This window comes from Cronbergia sp. UHCC 0137, from assembly GCF_034932285.1.
Taxonomy (GTDB): domain Bacteria; phylum Cyanobacteriota; class Cyanobacteriia; order Cyanobacteriales; family Nostocaceae; genus Cronbergia.
Genome location: NZ_JAYGHC010000010.1, coordinates 70425 through 89745 on the forward strand (window position 1 = coordinate 70425; position 19321 = coordinate 89745).

24 protein-coding genes are annotated in these 19321 nt (G+C 35.3%); 13 read left to right on the forward strand and 11 right to left on the reverse strand.

Features of this window, described 5'->3' with window-relative positions; genetic code table 11:
- Positions 1 to 32 precede the first annotated feature (32 nt).
- Positions 33 to 4121, forward strand: coding sequence for a response regulator (locus VB711_RS06885; protein WP_323285074.1), 4089 nt, complete (start codon positions 33 to 35; stop codon positions 4119 to 4121).
- Between the two features lie 97 nt (positions 4122 to 4218).
- On the opposite strand, the gene arsC is transcribed toward VB711_RS06885, so the two are convergent.
- The 8 genes from arsC to VB711_RS06925 form a co-directional block, all read right to left on the reverse strand.
- A complete protein-coding gene (gene arsC, locus VB711_RS06890) occupies positions 4219 to 4617 on the reverse strand; it encodes an arsenate reductase, glutathione/glutaredoxin type (protein WP_323285075.1) in 399 nt (132 codons plus the stop codon).
- Positions 4614 to 5273 (reverse strand): arsenical resistance protein ArsH, encoded by a 660-nt coding sequence (gene arsH, locus VB711_RS06895; protein WP_323285077.1) that lies wholly within the window; start codon positions 5271 to 5273, stop codon positions 4614 to 4616. Before arsH ends, arsC begins: the two co-directional genes overlap by 4 nt.
- The gene (gene arsB, locus VB711_RS06900; RefSeq protein WP_323285078.1) at positions 5266 to 6426 is read right to left on the reverse strand and encodes an ACR3 family arsenite efflux transporter; all 1161 of its coding nucleotides are present in this window, start codon (positions 6424 to 6426) and stop codon (positions 5266 to 5268) included. The genes arsH and arsB overlap by 8 nt, the downstream gene beginning before the upstream one ends.
- A gap of 144 nt (positions 6427 to 6570) precedes the next feature.
- Positions 6571 to 7833 carry an organoarsenical effux MFS transporter ArsJ gene (arsJ, locus tag VB711_RS06905; RefSeq protein WP_323285079.1) on the reverse strand — a complete coding sequence of 421 codons (1263 nt, stop codon included), beginning with the start codon at positions 7831 to 7833 and terminating at the stop codon, positions 6571 to 6573.
- A 275-nt stretch (positions 7834 to 8108) separates the two neighbouring features.
- Positions 8109 to 9122, reverse strand: a complete 1014-nt coding sequence (locus VB711_RS06910; RefSeq protein ID WP_323285080.1) for an ArsJ-associated glyceraldehyde-3-phosphate dehydrogenase — start codon at positions 9120 to 9122, stop codon at positions 8109 to 8111.
- 48 nt (positions 9123 to 9170) lie between these two features.
- On the reverse strand, positions 9171 to 10211 hold the full coding sequence (locus VB711_RS06915) for a PstS family phosphate ABC transporter substrate-binding protein (RefSeq protein ID WP_323285081.1): 1041 nt from the start codon (positions 10209 to 10211) through the stop codon (positions 9171 to 9173).
- Positions 10212 to 10492: 281 nt separating this feature from the next.
- Complete coding sequence (locus VB711_RS06920) at positions 10493 to 10816, reverse strand: metalloregulator ArsR/SmtB family transcription factor (protein WP_323285082.1); 324 nt, start codon at positions 10814 to 10816, stop codon at positions 10493 to 10495.
- 117 nt (positions 10817 to 10933) lie between these two features.
- Positions 10934 to 11068: a hypothetical protein gene (locus VB711_RS06925; protein ID WP_323285083.1), complete on the reverse strand. Its 135-nt coding sequence runs from the start codon at positions 11066 to 11068 to the stop codon at positions 10934 to 10936.
- 145 nt (positions 11069 to 11213) lie between these two features.
- Between VB711_RS06925 and VB711_RS06930 the strand changes: the two genes are divergently transcribed.
- The 10 genes from VB711_RS06930 (at position 11214) to mutT (ending at position 15570) form a co-directional block, all read left to right on the forward strand.
- On the forward strand, positions 11214 to 11630 hold the full coding sequence (locus tag VB711_RS06930) for an element excision factor XisH family protein (RefSeq protein ID WP_323285084.1): 417 nt from the start codon (positions 11214 to 11216) through the stop codon (positions 11628 to 11630).
- Positions 11618 to 11962, forward strand: a complete 345-nt coding sequence (locus tag VB711_RS06935; protein WP_323285085.1) for a XisI protein — start codon at positions 11618 to 11620, stop codon at positions 11960 to 11962. The genes VB711_RS06930 and VB711_RS06935 overlap by 13 nt, the downstream gene beginning before the upstream one ends.
- Positions 11963 to 12007: 45 nt before the next feature.
- The gene (locus VB711_RS06940) at positions 12008 to 12229 is read left to right on the forward strand and encodes a DUF433 domain-containing protein (RefSeq protein WP_323285086.1); all 222 of its coding nucleotides are present in this window, start codon (positions 12008 to 12010) and stop codon (positions 12227 to 12229) included.
- Positions 12229 to 12513 carry a DUF5615 family PIN-like protein gene (locus VB711_RS06945; protein WP_323285087.1) on the forward strand — a complete coding sequence of 95 codons (285 nt, stop codon included), beginning with the start codon at positions 12229 to 12231 and terminating at the stop codon, positions 12511 to 12513. The genes VB711_RS06940 and VB711_RS06945 overlap by 1 nt, the downstream gene beginning before the upstream one ends.
- 154 nt (positions 12514 to 12667) lie before the next feature.
- Complete coding sequence (locus VB711_RS06950; RefSeq protein ID WP_323285088.1) at positions 12668 to 12943, forward strand: hypothetical protein; 276 nt, start codon at positions 12668 to 12670, stop codon at positions 12941 to 12943.
- A gap of 148 nt (positions 12944 to 13091) precedes the next feature.
- Entirely contained in the window at positions 13092 to 13976 is an 885-nt protein-coding gene (locus tag VB711_RS06955; protein WP_323285090.1) for an ATP-binding protein, read from the forward strand.
- Entirely contained in the window at positions 13969 to 14184 is a 216-nt protein-coding gene (locus tag VB711_RS06960; RefSeq protein WP_323285091.1) for a hypothetical protein, read from the forward strand. Before VB711_RS06955 ends, VB711_RS06960 begins: the two co-directional genes overlap by 8 nt.
- A gap of 8 nt (positions 14185 to 14192) precedes the next feature.
- Positions 14193 to 14402, forward strand: coding sequence for a hypothetical protein (locus VB711_RS06965; RefSeq protein WP_323285092.1), 210 nt, complete (start codon positions 14193 to 14195; stop codon positions 14400 to 14402).
- Positions 14402 to 14779 carry a hypothetical protein gene (locus VB711_RS06970; protein ID WP_323285093.1) on the forward strand — a complete coding sequence of 126 codons (378 nt, stop codon included), beginning with the start codon at positions 14402 to 14404 and terminating at the stop codon, positions 14777 to 14779. Before VB711_RS06965 ends, VB711_RS06970 begins: the two co-directional genes overlap by 1 nt.
- A gap of 362 nt (positions 14780 to 15141) precedes the next feature.
- Positions 15142 to 15570 carry an 8-oxo-dGTP diphosphatase MutT gene (gene mutT / locus VB711_RS06975; RefSeq protein ID WP_323285094.1) on the forward strand — a complete coding sequence of 143 codons (429 nt, stop codon included), beginning with the start codon at positions 15142 to 15144 and terminating at the stop codon, positions 15568 to 15570.
- On the opposite strand, the gene VB711_RS06980 is transcribed toward mutT, so the two are convergent.
- The 3 genes from VB711_RS06980 to VB711_RS06990 form a co-directional block, all read right to left on the reverse strand.
- A complete protein-coding gene (locus VB711_RS06980) occupies positions 15553 to 16437 on the reverse strand; it encodes an alpha/beta hydrolase (protein WP_323285095.1) in 885 nt (294 codons plus the stop codon). The two genes, mutT and VB711_RS06980, sit on opposite strands and share 18 nt — an antisense overlap.
- A gap of 112 nt (positions 16438 to 16549) precedes the next feature.
- Positions 16550 to 17038 (reverse strand): HugZ family protein, encoded by a 489-nt coding sequence (locus VB711_RS06985; RefSeq protein ID WP_323285137.1) that lies wholly within the window; start codon positions 17036 to 17038, stop codon positions 16550 to 16552.
- A 105-nt stretch (positions 17039 to 17143) separates the two neighbouring features.
- The gene (locus VB711_RS06990) at positions 17144 to 17389 is read right to left on the reverse strand and encodes a hypothetical protein (RefSeq protein WP_323285096.1); all 246 of its coding nucleotides are present in this window, start codon (positions 17387 to 17389) and stop codon (positions 17144 to 17146) included.
- Positions 17390 to 17447: 58 nt separating this feature from the next.
- Between VB711_RS06990 and VB711_RS06995 the strand changes: the two genes are divergently transcribed.
- Both VB711_RS06995 and VB711_RS07000 read left to right on the forward strand, forming a co-directional pair.
- On the forward strand, positions 17448 to 18032 hold the full coding sequence (locus VB711_RS06995) for a DUF3318 domain-containing protein (protein WP_323285138.1): 585 nt from the start codon (positions 17448 to 17450) through the stop codon (positions 18030 to 18032).
- A gap of 63 nt (positions 18033 to 18095) precedes the next feature.
- Positions 18096 to 19271 carry a pyridoxal phosphate-dependent aminotransferase gene (locus VB711_RS07000; protein ID WP_323285097.1) on the forward strand — a complete coding sequence of 392 codons (1176 nt, stop codon included), beginning with the start codon at positions 18096 to 18098 and terminating at the stop codon, positions 19269 to 19271.
- The last annotated feature ends 50 nt before the right edge of the window (positions 19272 to 19321 follow it).

Below are 19321 nucleotides of genomic sequence, written 5' to 3' on the forward strand. Positions count from 1 at the left end.
TTTTCCAATAAGAGGAAAATAATATGCATTCTGTGGCTACTTTATTAAATTTATCGGGAGTATCACTCAAACACAAACAAAATTTGCTGTTGGTATTACTGATCATTGCTGGCTTTTTTGGTAACTACTTTAAGCTAACACTCTTTTTTGGCGTTGATTTTTTATTTGGTAGTATCAGTGTTTTGCTAGTGGTAGCTATTTATGGATGTTTTTGGGGAACAATTGCTGCTATTGTCAGTAGCAGTTGTACTTACCTAATGTGGGGACATCCTTATGCAATAGTAATTTTTACTTGTGAGGCACTATTTGTAGGCTTATATTCACGTAAAAAAAGCCAGAATCTACTTTTATTAGACGGAATTTACTGGGTATTATTAGGTATGCCCTTGGTGGCTATACTTTATGGTGGACTATTAAAAGTTAGTGTAATTGGTACGTGTTTAATCTTAGTTAAACAAGCTGTTAATGGTTTTTTTAATGCGCTAGTTTGTAGTTTAATCGTTAATTATTTCCCTGTAGATAAATGGTTGGGAAAACACAATAAACATACAATTTCTTGGCAACAATCTTTATTTAATTTATTGATTGCCTTTGTATTTTTTCCAGTGATGGCAATTAACATAAATAATTCTACACGTGCTGTGGAAAATATTGAAACAGAAATTATCCAAAGCATAAATTTTATATCATTGGAATTTAAAAATGATCTAGTAACATGGAAAGATAATAATATAAGAATTTTAAACCAAATTGCTAATTATTCAGCCTTGCAAAATAAAGATGGTAGAACTCAAGAAACCTTAGAAAATATTCAAACAATTTTTCCTCAATTTAATCAGATATATGTAGTAAATAGATTGGGGGAAATTGTTGCAGTATATCCACCCAATCTTAAAGCAGGTATAAACTTTAGTCAAAGGCATGATTTTCATCAGCTGAGAGAAAAATTATCTTTAGTAACTGCTGATATTTTCTTGACATCCTCAGAAGGTAAAAGTTATGAAGTTTTTAATTTAGGTCTGCCAATTATTAAAAATAATAAATTTGATGGGGCTGTTTTAGGTGAAATTAAAATAGAAGAATTAAATAAAATAATTAAAAAACAAAATATAACCCAAAATTTTAATGTTACTATAATAGATGAAAAGAATCGAGTTATTGCTACTAATATAGAAAATCAGAAAATACTACAGTCATTTAATCCTTACCAAAATAAAAGAATACAAACCTTAAATAATAATGTTACTCATTTGTTGCCCAACTTACCTAATATGCCTGCTATATGGAGGTGGGAAAAATCCTTGTATTCACAAATCAGCCCTTTAAATAATATTTTCAATCTCAAATTAGTGATCGAAATACCAACTAAACCGAAAATAGATTATATTCGTAAAGTTTACATCAAAAATCTAGGAATCATGTTAATCACTGCTTTCATGGCTTTGATAGCTGCGATTATTCTTAGTAATAAACTGGTGCGCCCTGTGTTGATATTGACTCAAATTACTACTGATTTACCACAAAAAATATTAGCCCAAGAGGAGATTATTTTAAACAATAGTAATATAGCCGAGATAGACTCCCTAACTCGTAATTTTCAATCTATGATTTTAGCATTACATCAAATGTTTCAAGATATTAAAAATGCTAACGATCAACTGGAAGAACGTGTAAGAATACGCACTCAAGAACTATTAATAATTAATGATGAACTAGCTGATGAAATTATCGGCCGTCAAAATGTAGAGACAATTTTGCGGGAACGGGAAGAACGCTATAAATTAGCAATTTCTGGGACAAATGATGGACTATGGGATTGGAATCTGAATACTGATGAAGTTTATTATTCACCTGCGTGGATGAGAATTATTGGTTATGATGACGAATCACTACCTCATGTTTTATCTACCTGGTTAGATCATGTTTATCCAGATGAATTAGAAAAAGTGATTGAGGTTGTAAAAGATCATTTAGAAGGGAAAACTGATTTTTATGAACATACCTATCGGATAAAACATCGCAATGGAAATTATATTTGGATATCTGCCAGGGGAAAGTGTATTCGTAATGAACAGAATAAAGCCTATCGTCTTGTAGGAACAATTACAGATATTACAGAGAAAAAAATAGCTGAAGAACAACTTGAATCTGCAAAAGAAGATGCAGAAATTGCTAATAAAACAAAAAGCGAATTTTTAGCAATGATGAGTCATGAAATTCGTACACCAATGAATGCAGTAATTGGCATGACTGGATTATTGTTGGATACAGAATTGACATCACAACAGCAGGAATTTGTAGAAATTATCCGCAATAGTGGTGATGCTATGCTGACATTAATTAATGATATCCTTGATTTTTCTAAAATTGAATCTGGTAAGTTGGAAATAGAAAAACAAACTTTTAATATTAGAACGTGTATTGAAGAATCCTTAGATTTGGTAGCCCCACAAGCTTGTAAAAAAGGGCTAGAATTAAATTATTTAATGCCTTCAGAAAGTTATGAGATAGTGCTGGGGGATGTTACCAGGGTTAGACAAATTTTAGTGAATCTATTAGGTAATGCTATTAAATTCACTAACGTGGGAGGTGTAATTGTCTCAGTTGATATCAAAACAATTAATAATATAAATCATCAATTATACGAAATTATATTTACTGTCACTGATACAGGAATCGGTATTCCTGAAGATAGAATGGAAAGACTATTCAAACCCTTTAGTCAAGTTGATGCTTCCACAACTCGTAATTATGGTGGTACAGGTTTAGGATTGGTGATTAGTCAACGACTAACTGAACTAATGGGTGGAAAAATGTGGGTGGAAAGCACGGTTGGTCAAGGTTCTAAATTTTACTTTACTATTATTACTTCATTTGTGGAAAGGACATTTTTTATAGATAAAAATAAATATCAAGGGTTAATTGATAGTAAACGATTGTTAATTATTGATGATAATGTAACAAATCTTCAAGCGTTGAAGTTACAAGTTGAATCTTTTGGTATGATAGCTGTATGTGTGGCATCAGGAAAAGAAGCGATCGCACTACTTGAACAACAACACTATGATCTTGCTATCATAGATATGCAAATGCCAGAAATGGATGGTTTAACTTTAGCAGCAGACATTCATAAGCTGCCGAATTACCATCAATTACCATTAGTGATGATGACATCAATTGGTGCTGATTACAACAATAAAAATTTAACAACAGGAAATGTAGAAGTTGCTGCTTATTTGACTAAACCAATTAAAAAGTCCCATTTTTGGAATACTTTAGTTAACATTTTTAGTAATGATGTCATGCCAAAGGAAAATCTTTCTAACTTCACATCATCTAAATTTGATCCCCTCATGGCAGAAAAGATTCCGTTGAAAATTCTTGTGGCTGAAGATAATGTGGTGAATCAAAAGGTAGCTATTAATATTTTACAGCGTTTGGGATACCGTGCTGATGTGGCAGCTAATGGGTTAGAAGTGTTAACATCCTTGCGAAGACAGCATTATGATGTGGTATTAATGGACGTGCAAATGCCAGAAATGGATGGTTTAATGGCAACTCAGCATATTTGTGAAGAGTGGCCATTGTCTTCTCGTCCTTGGATTATTGCTATGACTGCTAATGCTATGCAGGGAGATAGGGAAAAATGTCTAGCGCTGGGGATGAATGATTATACTACTAAGCCAATTCGGGTTGATGAATTAACTTCTGCTTTAAGGAATTGTCACAAGCATAATCTAAATAAAGATCAAAATCCTGTTTCAATATCTAATGATATCCTAGATGAGGGAGTTTTAACAGAATTAAGGGAGATTATTTGTTCTGGTATTCAAGAAGAATTTGTACAAATAATTGAATCTTATTTAGATGATACACCTCAGAGGTTGCGATCGCTAGATGATGCCATTAATCAGGGAAATGCCAAAACACTCCAATTAGAAGCTCATGCTCTCAAGTCTAGCAGTGCGATCCTCGGGGCGACAAGTCTATCACAACTTTTTTTACAATTAGAAACCTTGGGACGTGCTGAAAATACCACAGATGCCGATTTACTTTTATCTCAAGCTATGGGACAATTTGAACAAGTAAAGTCTGCTTTGCACGTCCTGATTAGTAATTAGAAAAATATAGATTGAATGAACCGCATTCGCGTAGCGTCCCGTAGGGATAGACGCAAAGGACGCGAAGAGAAGATAAGAGAGAATAAGAAAGATATTTTTATGCTGGCAATGTACTAATCAATTTGATAACTCTTGCTTTAATTTGATCACGTATTTCTCGAAAAGTTTCAATTGATTCACCTTTGGGATCATCAAGTTCCCAATCTGCAAAAACTTCTCTTAATACCCATGCTTCAGGTAAGTTTACTCCACAACCGCATAGAGAAATTACTATATCATAATCTTCGGCTTGGAACTCATTTAAAGGTTTAGAAGTTTGATCACTTATATCAATGCCGATTTCTGACATTACTTGTACAGTGATTGGATCTACTTCACTAATCGCTAACCCACAACTGTTAACAGCAATTTTACCCTCTCCTAAAATTTTAGCAAATCCTTCTGCCATTTGGGAACGACGGGAATTATGTTTGCAAATAAACATTACTCTTTTCATGATGGTAAATCTTGATTTTCTAATGCACTGTTGGCTAATTGAATGACTGCTTTTGCTGCTTTTTCTTGACGTTCACTATAACGATCTGTGAGATAATCAACTTGATCTCGGAGGAGGAGGGTAAATTTATACATTTCTTCCATCACATCAATAACGCGATCGCGATAAGGCGAGTCTTTCATTGTCCCATCTATGTTAAACTCATTGTAGGCTTTGGCTACTGAAGACTGATTGGGAATTGTAAACATTCGCATCCAACGTCCCAAAATTCGCATCGTATTTACAGCGTTGAAAGACTGAGAACCACCACTGACTTGCATGACTGCTAAAGTTCTACCTTGGGTTGGTCTAATTGCACCTAAACTGAGGGGAATCCAGTCAATTTGATTTTTGAGAATACCTGTAATATTACCGTGCATTTCCGGTGAAGACCAGACTTGACCTTCAGACCAAATACTCAATTCTCGTAATTCTTGTACTTTGGTATGGGTATCTGGTACACTTCCATAAATGGGTAATTCGGCCGGGTGGAAAAACCGCACTTCTGCACCAAATCCTTCAATGATTCTAGCAGCTTCTTCTGCTAACAATCGACTATAAGAACGTTCTCTCAAAGAACCATATAAAAATAGTATTCTCGGTGGATGATTAATCATGGGAAATTAAGGTATTGATACAGCGAGGATCTGCTAAAGTTGCTTTTTCTGGTTCTCGCGGAAACCAGGAAGCTGTACGTTTACAAAATTCAACTAACATTAACATAACTGGAACTTCGATTAAAACCCCTACAACTGTGGCTAATGCAGCACCAGAATTTAAACCAAATAACATTACAGATGTGGCAATAGCAACTTCAAAATGATTACTAGCACCAATTAATGAAGCTGGTGCAGCATCTTCATAGGAAATGTTTAGCTTTAATGCTGCTACATAACTAATTAAAAAAATGAAATTGGTTTGGATAAATAAAGGTACAGCAATTAATAAAATGTGTAAGGGATTATTTACAATTAATTCACCCTTAAAAGCGAAAAGTAAAACCAAAGTAATTAGTAAAGCACTAATAGAAATCGGGGTTAAATACTTGAGGAATTTTCTTTCAAACCATTCTCTACCTTTATATTTAAAAATCCAATAACGGCTATACATTCCGGCTGCTAATGGCAAACCCACATAAATTAATACTGATAAAACAATAGTTTGCCAAGGGACTATTAACTCATTTGCCGCTAGTAGCCATCTTCCTAAAGGTGCATACAAAAATAGCATAGCTAGAGAATTTACCGCTACCATGACTAAAGTGTGTCCTTGGTTGCCGTAAGAGAGGTATCCCCACATCAATACCATTGCTGTACAAGGTGCTATTCCTAATAAAATTGTGCCGGCAATGTAGGAATTAAATATTGTGACTTCCTGACCACGAATTAATTCTGTACCTGTAATTAAAGGTTTAAATAGCCAACCTAAAAAGAATTGAGCAAATATCACCATTGTGAATGGTTTAACTAACCAGTTCATCACTAAAGTCAAAATTACGGGTTTTGGGGTGCGGATAGCGTTTGCAGCTTGGGTAAAGTCGATTTTGACCATGATTGGGTACATCATGAAAAATAGACAAACAGCAATGGGAATTGATACTTGATAAATACTAATAGAATCGAGTGTTACTGCTATTTTAGGAAATAATCTTCCTAATAAAATTCCTACAAAAATACACAGAAAAACCCAAACTGTTAAGTATTTTTCAAAAAAGCTGAGATTGCTTTTAGCTTTGATTGGGGCTGTATTTTGCTGCTGATTTATATTCATAAAATACCTCTAAAAAATCAACAGGTGTAAGTTGACAGAGTTTGAAAAATTAACCCTGGCGACTAGAAGTCACGGCTACACAGGCAAAACCCACCTTCGTGGGTTGTAAACCCTTGATTTGCGTGAAGAACATTATCAGGATAATTAATCTCCGTCACCTGCTTTCCAAGCTATTGCTTGAGTGGGTTTAGGGTTGGGTAATTTGAGAGAAACTAGGGCTGCTGCTAATACAAATAATGCTGATGTCCACAGACAACCTACTAGACCCAACCATTGATAAACTAAACCTGATAATACTGTACCTGCAAGGCGACCGCCGGAGTTAGCCATGTAATAAAAACCTACATTTAGGGCTACTTTGTCATCATCGGTAAAGGCTAAGACTAAATAGGAATGGACGGCGGAATTAAAGGCAAATACTACACCAAATATTAAAAGTCCGCCAATGATTACCATATTAGCAGGTAAATTTAATTGGAGAGCGATCGCTATCATGCAAGGAACAGCCGTTAAGGTAAATGTCCAAAATTGAATTGTCTTTGATTGTGGTGGACGGCCAGAACCCAAACGTTGAATTAGTGTTGGGGCTAAAGACTGAATAATCCCATAACCAATTACCCAACAAGCTAAAAATCCCCCCACTTGATAAAAAGACCAGCCCAAAGTTTCGCGCAAAAAGACTGGTAAAGCCACTACAAACCAAACATCTCGTGAACCAAATAAAAAGAATCGCGCAGCAGAGAGAATATTAATTTCTTGACTTTTAGAAAATAACTGACTAAATTTGATTTTCTTCTTGATTTTACCCATGCCTTTGGGTAATAGCAGTCCCGTAAACATAATCAAGAATAAAACTGCACCCATTATCCACAGGGAATAGACAAAGCCAACTAGAGATAAAAGGGCGCTACCGACAAAAAAGCCCACTCCTTTTAAGGCGTTTTTAGAACCAGTCAGCACTGCTACCCACTTAAATAACGCAGAATGGGCATCTTGGGGAACTACTAAGCGAATGGCACTTTTGGTACTCATTTTGGTCAGGTCTTTAGCAATTCCAGAAAATGCTTGCGCTACCATCACATAGATAACCGCTAACCACTGCGCCCAAGCTGGGTTTAGATATGACAGCATCACTAAGGAGAAAATCTGCAATCCTATACCTGTGTAAAGGGTGATTTTTAGTCCAAATTGAGAACCAATCCAACCGCCTAAAAAGTTGGTGACGATGCCAAAAATTTCATAAAATAAGAATAATGAGGCAATTTGTAGGGGTGTATAGCCAATTTTGTTGAAATAAAGCAACACCAACATTCGCAAAGCACCATCAGTAATTGTAAATCCCCAGTAGGCGAGGGTTACTAAGCTATAGTGTTTGATGTTGGTGGTAGAAGCTGCATTAGAAGCCATGATTAATAGTTCTTTGTGGTTTGGTCAAGAAGGGGTTGATTTTTTTTACTCTTTTTTGGTTGGAAGGTTATTTAACGAACCACAGAGGCACAGAGTACACAGAGGTAATAGTTATATGGTTTTTAGTCGGGTGAAATGAACCCCACCCCCAACCCCCTCCCCGCAAGCGAGGAGGGGGCTATGATTTAGTTCATTCAACTGCATACTGCCGAGAGATTAGTCCACGGAGGTGGACTTTGTTCGTGTAGCCGTGATTTATAATCGCCAGGGCTTATTTAAAACATCTTTAAAGCCACTTTCCGCGCCAGTTCTACCATGCGGTTGGCGTAACCCCATTCGTTGTCATACCAAGCGAGGATTTTAACTTGGGTATCGTCTACAACCATTGTGGAAAGGGCATCAATAATGGAGGAACGAGGATCATCTTTGTAGTCAATGGAAACTAAAGGACGTTCTTCGTAACCTAAAATCCCTTTGAGTGGTTCTTGTTCGGAGGCTGTTTTTAGTAAGTTGTTAATCTCTTCAATGGTGGTGGGACGCACAACTTCAAATACACAGTCTGTTAAGGAAGCATTGAGGAGGGGAACTCGCACTGCTAAACCGTTTAATTTTCCGTTCAGTTCGGGATAAATTAACCCGATAGCTGTGGCTGAACCGGTGCTGGTGGGAATTAAGGACATACTTGTAGCCCTAGCCCTCCGCAAATCTTTATGAGGGGCATCGACTATGGTTTGGGTGTTGGTATTATCATGGATTGTGGTGATAATTCCGTGTTTAATCCCTAATCCCTCATGAATCACCTTGACTACTGGGGCTAAACAGTTGGTGGTACAAGAAGCAGCCGTGAGTAAATGGTGTTTTTCTGGTTGATAGAGGTGATCATTTACCCCCATGACAATGTTTAAGGCTTCTTGCTTGACGGGGGCAGCGACAATTACTTTTTTGACGTTACTTTGGAAGTAGGGGTTAAGGGTTTCTGGTGTTCTAAATTTACCGGAACATTCCAGGACTAAATCAATGCCGAACTCTTGCCAAGGAACTTCTCCGGGTGTAGAGCGATCGCTATAACTAACCATCTTATCATCAATGGCTATCTTCCCATCCAATGCTTCTACTTCCGGTGTCCATCTTCCATGCACGGAATCAAATTTCAGTAAATGTGCTGCTGCTGCTGTTCCTCCTTTGACTTCATTAATATGCACAAATTCTAACTCCGGCCAACCCCAAGCCGCCCGGAGTGCTAATCTACCTATCCGGCCAAATCCATTAATTCCTACACGAATTGTCATAATTTTAGTTAAATCAAAAAGCAAAATTAAACATGAAGAATCAGTAATTTAAAACTCTTTTTGTTTGCGTAATAATTCTCCCAAAGTTAGATCTATTTGCGAACTTCCAGCAAATACTGTTCCGACTTTGCCATTATTTAAATGCACAGAACCAATTAGATAAGCCTCTGCTGGTAAAGGCACATAACCAACATCAACAGATATTTTCGGCACTTTTTTAATGTAATATTCTATGAATTGATAAACTGTACCTTTATTTTCAGAAGACCAGAGATTGGCATAGATAAACAAAGGTCTGGAAAGTGGTTGATAAGTGGATTTTTCTACTGTTTCTCGTGATGGTAAAACTGCACCTTTGCCATTATCAACTGCCAATACTTTTAATTTGTCTTGGTTTTTTTCATAATAAGCATAGCCAAAATAACCAAGGGCATTTGGATCTTTATTAATATCTGCTACCAAAACATCATCATCTTCACTGCCTGTATAATCGTTACGGCTGGCTTTGGCTGTACCGACTATTGCCTCTGTAAAGTAATCAAATGTACCAGACTTCTTCCCTGCACCATACAAAGTCAGTGGACGGTCTGGCCAAGATGCCCGTACCTGATTCCAACGGGTAATTTTTCCTTCAGCCCCAGGTTCCCAAATCTTTTTTAATTCTGCTACTGTAATGTCCTTTGCCCAGTTGTTTTCAGGATGAACGGCAATTGTCAAAGCATCAAAAGCAATAGGTAATTCTAGATATCTAATGCTATTTTTGCTACAATTTGCCATCTCTGCCTTAGTAATTGGTCGAGAAGCATTGTTAATATCTGTTTCTCCATTACAGAATTTTTCAAATCCTCCCCCAGTACCGGAAATGCTGACTTGTACCTGGGTTTTATTTTTGGCGTTGGCGGAAAACTCTTTAGCGATCGCTTCTGTGATAGGATGAACTGTACTCGAACCATCTACTTTAATCACCTCTACGCTTGAGGAATTACTAACCTCTTGTCCTTGAGAAGATTCTTGAGCCTGTTCTGGTGGGGTGCTGCAACTAGATACTATGACTAACATCCCTAATGCAAGTGCCAGTTTTTTAACCATTGACTTAACCTATACTATCGGTATATGTATTCATCATTTCAAAAAAAGTTGATATGTCAAGCGAAATTATAACACAATACACAAAAGTTCATCAAAAAAATTGATTGGTTAATCAAACACCAGCTTATTAACAGTATGTCCTATCCATGAATTACTTGTACTTTCGTGATATTGTGCATAAGCCCGGAACGGAATAAGGGACTTCCAAATAAAAAATATTCAAACCCCATTCCTCTGCGGTTAGTTAATCGGGATAATTTATTGGAAGCCCCTAAACTTACTCAATCATCACAAGAACGGCGGGCAGAAACTAGATGATTTTGGCGAAAATCCGTCAAATACGCTTCTAAAATCTCGAATTGACGAATATTCAGGCTGTAATAAATCCAGCGTCCTTCCTGTCGAGAATTGACTAAGCAAACTTCTTTGAGAGTTTTGAGGTGAAAAGACAATTTTGACTGATTAACGCCTAAATAATCGGATAAATCACATACACAGAGTTCTTTTTGTCGCAGCAGTTCAATTACACTAATTCTGATGGGGTCAGAAAGAGCATGAAAGCCTTGAGCAATTAATGTAGGACTTGTAATATGATTTGTGAGCATTAATTTCTTGAACATCAAATAGGATTGTCAAATTCAGAATATTTTAGCAATTAGTTCTGATTATTAATCTTACACTGCTGATTCAGAACCTGCAATGATGATTTCTGGTGGATAAAGCTATCCGTGAGCGATCGCATTTCCTAGAATATAACCTTCTCCTCCCATTACCAAGGGTATGTCTGAAGAAATTGATACAGAGGTGTTACCCAGTTGTGCGCGTTCTTGGGTGTGTTGTTGGTATTCTGCTAACATGATTTAGCTTTTCTCCTCTCAATGTCTTGCTTTCTTTATTTTATTGTAAGGGAATTGTTACAGGAGTTACTAATGTACGGAATTGATTATCAAGAACAGTTTATGGTTTATAATCTGAATAGGAAATGTTACTAAATCAATTTTTATGTCTGCCAGGGATACTTACCATGAAGCAATTAAAAATGCCTTAATTAAAGATGGTTGGATGATCATTCGTGATCCTTATACTATTAAATACGAGGAGATACAATTATTTGCAGATTTATTAGCTGATAGAACCTTAGAGATTGAACGCAACGGACAACAAATTATTGTAGAAGTCAAAAGTTTTATTGGTCGTTCACCCATGCGTGAATTTGAAACAGCTTTAGGGCAATATATTATTTATCGTACCTTCTTAAAAGTTATTCTTCCTAAAGTAACAATTTATTTAGGGGTGAGTCGTAGTATTTATCAATCTTTTTTTCTGCAAAAAGCGATTTCGTTCATCATGGCAGAAAATGATTTAAAATTAATAGTTGTTGATTTGAATAAGGAGGAGATAGTGCAATGGATAAATTAAATCAATATCGCAATGTAATCAAGAAAATTTTAAATAAATATGAGCAATTAGCGTCACAAACTCCTAATCCTGATGGTGTTGATAGTATTTTAGCTTTTGATGAACAAAGAGATCAATATCTTTGGTTTCAAACAGGTTGGCATAATGATCGTAAAGTTAGAGGGATTACTGTTTATGTGAGAATTAAAAATGAGAAGATTTATATTGAGGAAGATTGGACAGAAGAAGGTATTGCAACTGAGTTATTAAGGGAAGGTATAGCAAAAGAGGATATTGTTTTGGCATTTCATGATCCTGAAACTCGGAAGTTGACAGAGTTTGCAGTAGCTTAGATTCAAAAGTGATGTTATTATAGTAATGTTGATTAGGAGTTAATTATGTCATACAAAAATATTATTACCATAGAACCTGGAAAAAGAAGCGGAAAACCTTGTATTAGAGGTATGAGAATTACGGTTTATGATGTTCTTTCCTATTTAGCATTAGGTATGACTTTTGAAGAAATATTAGCCGATTTTCCTTATTTAACTAAAGAAGATATTTTAGCCTGTTTAAGTTATGCAGCAGATCGTGAACGTCAAACTATTTTAGTTAATTGATGAAACTACTTTTTGATCATAATTTATCACCAAATTTAGTTAATTATTGGGCTGACCTTTATCCTAATTCTAATCATCTTTATTTAATGCAATTAGATCAAGAGTCAGATTATACAGTGTGGGAGATTGCCAAAATCCAAGGCTATGCTATGATTACAAAACAAATTATTCAGGAAAAATTAGAAAGTTTAACACCAGAAGAACTGAATCAAGTTTATGAATTAATTCAAAATTTAAGTAGTGCAGAAAGGCCAGTAAAAGAGCCTAGTTTAATGTCTAAATGAAAAAGAATATCTATTGATGCTTCTGAAGATTTTTCTGTACAAGCTGCGATTAGTTTAGGGAGAGATGTAAGTGAAGGCTAGAATTTACTTTGCAACTAATAAAAACCGTATTTATTTGAATTTTTGTACAACACTAAATTGAGGTAGTTTAATTATGAAAGCTATTTGGAATTGTTTTTTGAAACTTTTTATTATCGTTTTTATGCTTGTTACATCATTGTTTATAATTTCATTGGATTTTTATTATTATATAATTGGATTACCGATTATGTTAATAATATTCTTTTTGCGTTTATGTGTTACTTATGATTATAAAACTGCATGGGAAAATGCTAAAGATATATTCACATCTTATGTCAGTTTTGGTATAGTGATTGTACGTAAAAATTGGGAGTTTTGGACTAGCCTGTTAACATCTGAATTAATATAAAAATCATAAAAAGGTAGATGTATCTTTATCTACTCTTTTTTTAAACTAATATAAGAAATATTAAATTTTTATAATACGTGCCAATTAATTTGTGTTAATCGAGGTATAATTTTTATTGTTATCATCAACTTCTCAAACTCTAAATCTAATGAGTAATGGATTAATACAGTTAACATATGCGGAAATTAAAAACAGAATAAATCATCAGAAACTTTTTGGAGTAGATGATTTGTTTGAATATCTTTTAAATTTCTGCACAATATGTTTAACGGCAGATAAAAAGCAAATTGAGAATTTTAGCCACTATGATTTAACACCATCAGTCTTACTTTATGGTGTTCCTAATACTGGTAAGACAACGTTATGTTATTCGTTGTTTGATCAGTTAAGAGAAAAAGTTACAAATGAAATTAACTTTTATTATGTTGATGTAGGGAGGATGCTTGATCCAGCTTTAGGCCAGTCTTCACGTAATATAGGGGATATTTTTGATGATCTAAAAAGTAAATGTAAAAATGGTTCTTCTGTATTTCTGTTATTAGATGAGTTAGATACTTTCTGTATGAGTAGAAGTAAAACTCAAGAACATGATGCTATCAGAAGAACTATGACAACTCTCATGCTTGAATTAGATAAACTTCATTTTAGCAAAGATAGTAAGCTTTTGATTTTTGGAATCACCAATGTTCCAGAACTAATTGACACCGCAGTTGTGAGGCGATTCTCTTTAAAAAAAGAAATGCAAACACAAATGGACGTAACTTCTTTTAACAATTATTTAGAAGTTTTGGGTGATACAATTAAATATTCTCCTGCTACAGAAATCAAAGACAAGCTATATGATCTTTATCAAAAAAGAAATTTAACTGCGGGAGATGTAAAGAATTTTTACAAGGAGATTTATATTGATGTTTTATGTAAAAATGAGGAACAAAGTCTAATTGAGAAGAAAATAATAGAACTCTTTTCAAAAGGTTTTTCAACTTCTGAACATCTTGCAACAACCAAAAAGGAGCTAATTAGTAATGACTGATCAAACAGACGAAGATAAAATGATGGAAAGACTACTCATTCATAAAAATATGATTGGCTGGTTAATTGAAAAACTTAAAGCAGAAGGAATTGAATGTCAAAGAACTACTGGTAATGATCCTAATGGAGATATATTGTTAATTAATCCTGAAGATGAACCAAGAGTTAAAAACATGATCCGTAAAATACAGCAGGAGTATAATCAGTAATTTTTTTTATGAAATATATTGAAATAAAAGCTAGAAAAACTACACTTTATCCAGCAGATATAGAAAAAATTATTTCCAAAGGTTGTGTAAGTGGAATTTTAACTACAGGTAAAATTTCAAATAATGCCAAAAAACTTTTAGATCAAGCTGGTATTGCTTGGGCTGAGAATATTGAAGAAAGACAATTTTTAGAATCTGAAGCGGAGGAATTAGAGTAATGTTAGACATTAAATTTTACAGCAAAAATTGTGAATCATCTGCTATGATTGAATTGTCTGATGAGTTGTATAAAAGATTAGCTAAATCAGATTTTTCAGAAATAGGCCAACTTCATAAAATAAAAATCAAAATTGATGGAGAAGAAGACGAAATTGAAGCTATTGATTTGAATAAAGGAAAAATAACTAATAGACAAAGATTAATTGATTTTTTCAAAGAAGAAATTGTTGAAGAAGGTAAAAATATGAAAACAAAATTAGGAGAATTACCCCCTTCAGAAGACGAATATAAACAACTCTCTCCTTTCTTCAAGTTGATTGAAATCTTGATATTTTTAGAAAATACACAATTTTATTATCTCCAAAAATCTACCTAAAAGTAATGGGAGATAGCGATCGCTGTTTTTGATGTTGTAATTTAAGAGAGCGTTAGCGGTAACTTACCATAGGTATCGCTAAACCTCTCATTCTCAAAAATAACCCCATCCTGTAAATCCTAAAATCCTGGATATCCTGATTCAGACAATCATTTAATTTCCCAATATTCTAATTTTAAACCTTCAAAAATGAAGCGATACAATATTTAAAATTACTGAAAAATAACAATGTGGAAAGTTGAATATATATCATATTTTTCAAAATTGCTCACTTAAATCCTGAAAATCCTAAAATCCTGGACATCCTGATTCAGACAATATACTAAAAATTTAAAGCAATTAGCATCTTTACCTAAAAAAATATGAATGAAAATATTTCTCTTTTACCTCATAAAATCATTGGTGTTGCGGTTATTTGGAACAACAACAAGCAAATTTTAATTGATCGTCGTCGTCCTACTGGTGCTATGGGTGGTTTATGGGAATTTCCTGGGGGAAAAATTGAACTTGGTGAAACTATTCCTGAGTGTATTGAACGGGAAATTTATGAAGAATTGGGAATACAAATTGCAGTGGGAGAACATCTGATCACGATTGATCACACTTACACTCAGTTACGTGTTACCCTCACAGTACATCACTGTCGTCATCTGACGGGGATTCCCCAACCAATAGAAAGTGATGAAATTCGCTGGGTAAATTTGACAGAGTTAGATCAATTTACTTTTCCTGAAGCTAACGTAGAAATTATTGCAGCTTTGCGAAAGTGGGAATTAAATGTACTTTTGTAATAACCCAATGATCACTGCTGGGGTTTCTAAATGTGGTAAGATGCCTGTGAGAGCGATCGCCCAAAAATCTCTGACTACACTGGGATTTAATTTGGCTAATTTTTGACCGAGTTTAATATCAGTAAATTGTGCATCTTCACCCCAAAACATCACAGTGGGGATTTGCAATTGTTGAATATATAAACTCAAGTCAAAATAAAGATTTCCTTTTAAAAAGGATAACGCTGCAAATTTAGCATTGGTTTGTTGTGCAGAAGTTAAATAAGCATTCACTATTTCTTGAGTTAACCGTTCTGGTTTGCTAAACAGAAAATTCTCTAAAAAGTTTCTGACTGCAATTTCATTTTCCGCACCCAAAGCATAAATTAAATTATCTAAAAAAGGTGTACTAATTAAGGATAATGGTAGTCTCCTTCCTGCACCTTGTCCAAAGTCGTCAAATCCAGAAGGACAGACTAAAAACAGTTCTTTGAATAATTCAGGTTGACTCACAGCAAGACGAATAATCAATCCAGCAGTTAAAGAAGAAGCTACGACTGTTACAGGTTGGGTACAGGTTTGAGTAATAAATTCAGCAATTGTTGTGAGATAATCTCTAATTTGGTAATCTTTTACAGGATGAGCAGATTTTCCCCAACCGATTAAATCCGGGGCTAAAATCCGATATTTAGTAGCATAAGCTGGATAAACTTTTGACCATTCATAAGCAGATGCACCACCGCCAAAATTATGTAAAAATAATAGAGTTGGTAATTCTTCAATATTAGCAATATCCCAAGGTGCGCTGGTTTGGGTATAGTAAACCATTGTTCCCAAGGAAGTATTAACTACTTTCTGTCCAAAGCCAACAGGTTGAAATTCAAGCATATTTTTTTAAAATTATAGCAGATTGCAGATCAATGAGGTACAGAATCAAAATTGAAACCTAGACAGCAAGCCAGTTTTACTCCTGACTCCTGACTCCTGACTCCTGCTGTATTTATCCTGTAATTTGCGTTAGTTGATTGAGTTGATTACCATTAATATGATATGCTGCACCAAAACCAATTACAAAACGTCCTTCTTTAGGAGTTAATTTAAAAATCCGAAAATCATTCAATGGTTTTAAAACTTCAATAATTTCTCCGAATTTATCTTGAAATTGTTGAACAATTTGCTCCCATTGTTCGGTTTTTCTGGTAATGAGAGTTGCTGTACAATCAAAACTTAAACGCCGACGGGCAAAAATTTGATTAGTCTTAGTCTCATCTTCAATAAATAAGACACTTAACTGGGGATGATCGTAAATATTTTTAGTGTGGGTAGAAAGACCACTAACGTAAATGTAGATATTTTTTAATTCATCCATTACGAAAGGTGCATAACTGGCGTTAGGTATTCCTTCTTTGCTGACGGTACTAATAACGATGCTGGCAAATTGTTCGGGAAATTTTTCATACTCAGCTTGAGCTTTTTCAATTTGGCTGATCATGGAAATTGTTGGTAGGTTTTACAATAGATTTGGCGACTAGAAGTCGCAGCTACACAAACAAAGTCCACCTTCGTGGACTAATTGAAAAATTAAGGTTGTTATTTATTCTAACTGAGAAAAGTTAGTGGGGGGACGATCGCTACTCCAAGCCCACCAAACATAACCACAATGACAATGATAAAATTCTTGCCACTTACGGCGATGATCTGGGGTGATGACTGGTGATCGACGATTTAACCACACTTCTATGGCTTCTCGGCTGCTGGAGTAGCATTGAGGACAACAAAATTGATAAGCGTGAGTAGCTTGATTTGTCCATTCTGGGGGTATTGGAGTAAAAGCATCCATATATTAAACTATAGTCTTAATAGTTATTGAATATACATTATGGCTGATAATGGAAACTATGGAGCCTAGTGTCGAAATTCGACGGTTGTTAGATGTAATGCCCGCTTCCGGGCGAATGTTGACGAAAATCGTCAGTAAACCGGAGCAAAAAAAGGTCATATACGCTGAATTTCCCTTACCCTGGAATCAGTTGCGACCAGTATATATTAATTTCGATTTATGGCGACGCTTAACGAAAGCACAACGAGATTTATTGTTGTTGCAAATGGTTTGTTGGTTGGAGGGGGTAAAGTGGTTAAAACCTGACGTTTATCAAGGTGTCGTTTTAGCGGGGCTGGTAGGTGGATTGGTGGAGGTTTCCCAGTCCGATGTGGTGGGTGTAGCGATCGCTCTCGGTTTAAGTGTAACAGCTGGTTTTCGGATTTGGCGGTTGAATAAAGCCCAAGAATCGGAGTTAAATGCTGATTTAGCCGCGATTCGCGTCGCCCAACGTCGTGGTTATTCAGAAACCGAAGCCGCCCAGCATTTGTTAGCTGCTATTGAGACGGTAGCAAAAATAGAGGGACGCACTGCCTTAAATTTTAATCAGTTAATTCGGTGCCAAAATTTGAGAGCGATCGCTAACTTATCATCTAATGGGTAATTGGTGATTGGTGATTGGTAATAGAATTATTCAAATCTTTTGTTTTCTCCCAACCCCCGTTTTATGAATTATAAATTAACCTCCCGAATGGAGGCTGTACAATCACCAATCATTCCTGTAGTGGGAGAATTAATTAAAAACTCTCCCGGTACAATTTCTTTGGGACAGGGTGTAGTTTCCTATAACCCACCATCATCGGCGATAGAAATGTTGTCAAAATTCCTAGCTGAACCAAGTAATAATCTCTATAAAGCCGTTGAAGGGATTCCCCAATTATTGGCTGTAATAGCAACAAAATTATCAACATTTAACGGTATTGAAATTAATCAAGAAAATTGCATTATTGTCACAGCCGGTAGCAATATGGGGTTTATGAATGCTGTTTTAGCAATTACAAATCCTGGGGATGAAATTATTTTAAATACTCCCTACTATTTCAACCATGAAATGGCCATTAGGATGGCTGGTTGTCTTCCGGTATTGGTGGAAACAGACGCAAATTATCAATTACAACCCGGTGCGATCGCTCTAGCAATTACCCTTAAAACTCGTGCCATTGTCACCATTTCACCTAACAATCCCACCGGCGTAGTTTATTCAGAACAAATATTACGTGAAGTTAATGATCTTTGTCGAGAACAGGGAATTTATCATATTAGTGATGAAGCTTATGAATATTTTACTTATGATGGAGTAAAACATATTTCCCCCGGTGGATTTTCTGGTAGTAGTGAATATACAATTTCACTTTATAGCCTTTCCAAAACTTACGGTTTTGCTAGTTGGAGAATTGGTTATATGGTGATTCCCCAACATCTGCTCAGTGCCGTTAAAAAAATTCAAGATACCATGTTAATTTGTCCACCTGTGATTTCGCAGTATGCAGCCTTGGGAGCATTACAGACAAAACAAGACTACCTACAAGACAATATTAGCGCGATCGCTCAAGTACGACAAATTGTTATTAATGCACTTAACCAAATCCCAGATTTATGTACCATCATTCCTACCAATGGTGCTTTTTACTTTTTCTTAAAAGTGCATACTCAAATAAATTCCTTCGAGTTAGTTAAAAAATTAATTCAAGAATATCAAGTAGCCGTCATACCCGGTACAACCTTTGGCATGGAAAATGGTTGTTATTTGCGTGTTGCCTATGCCGCATTACCAAAAGAAACAGCAACCGCAGGTATAGATAGATTAATTAAAGGTTTGCAAAAGATAATTCGTAAGTCTTAATTATACAGCAATTTTCATGTATTTAAACCACACTCTTAATTTCTCTTGCG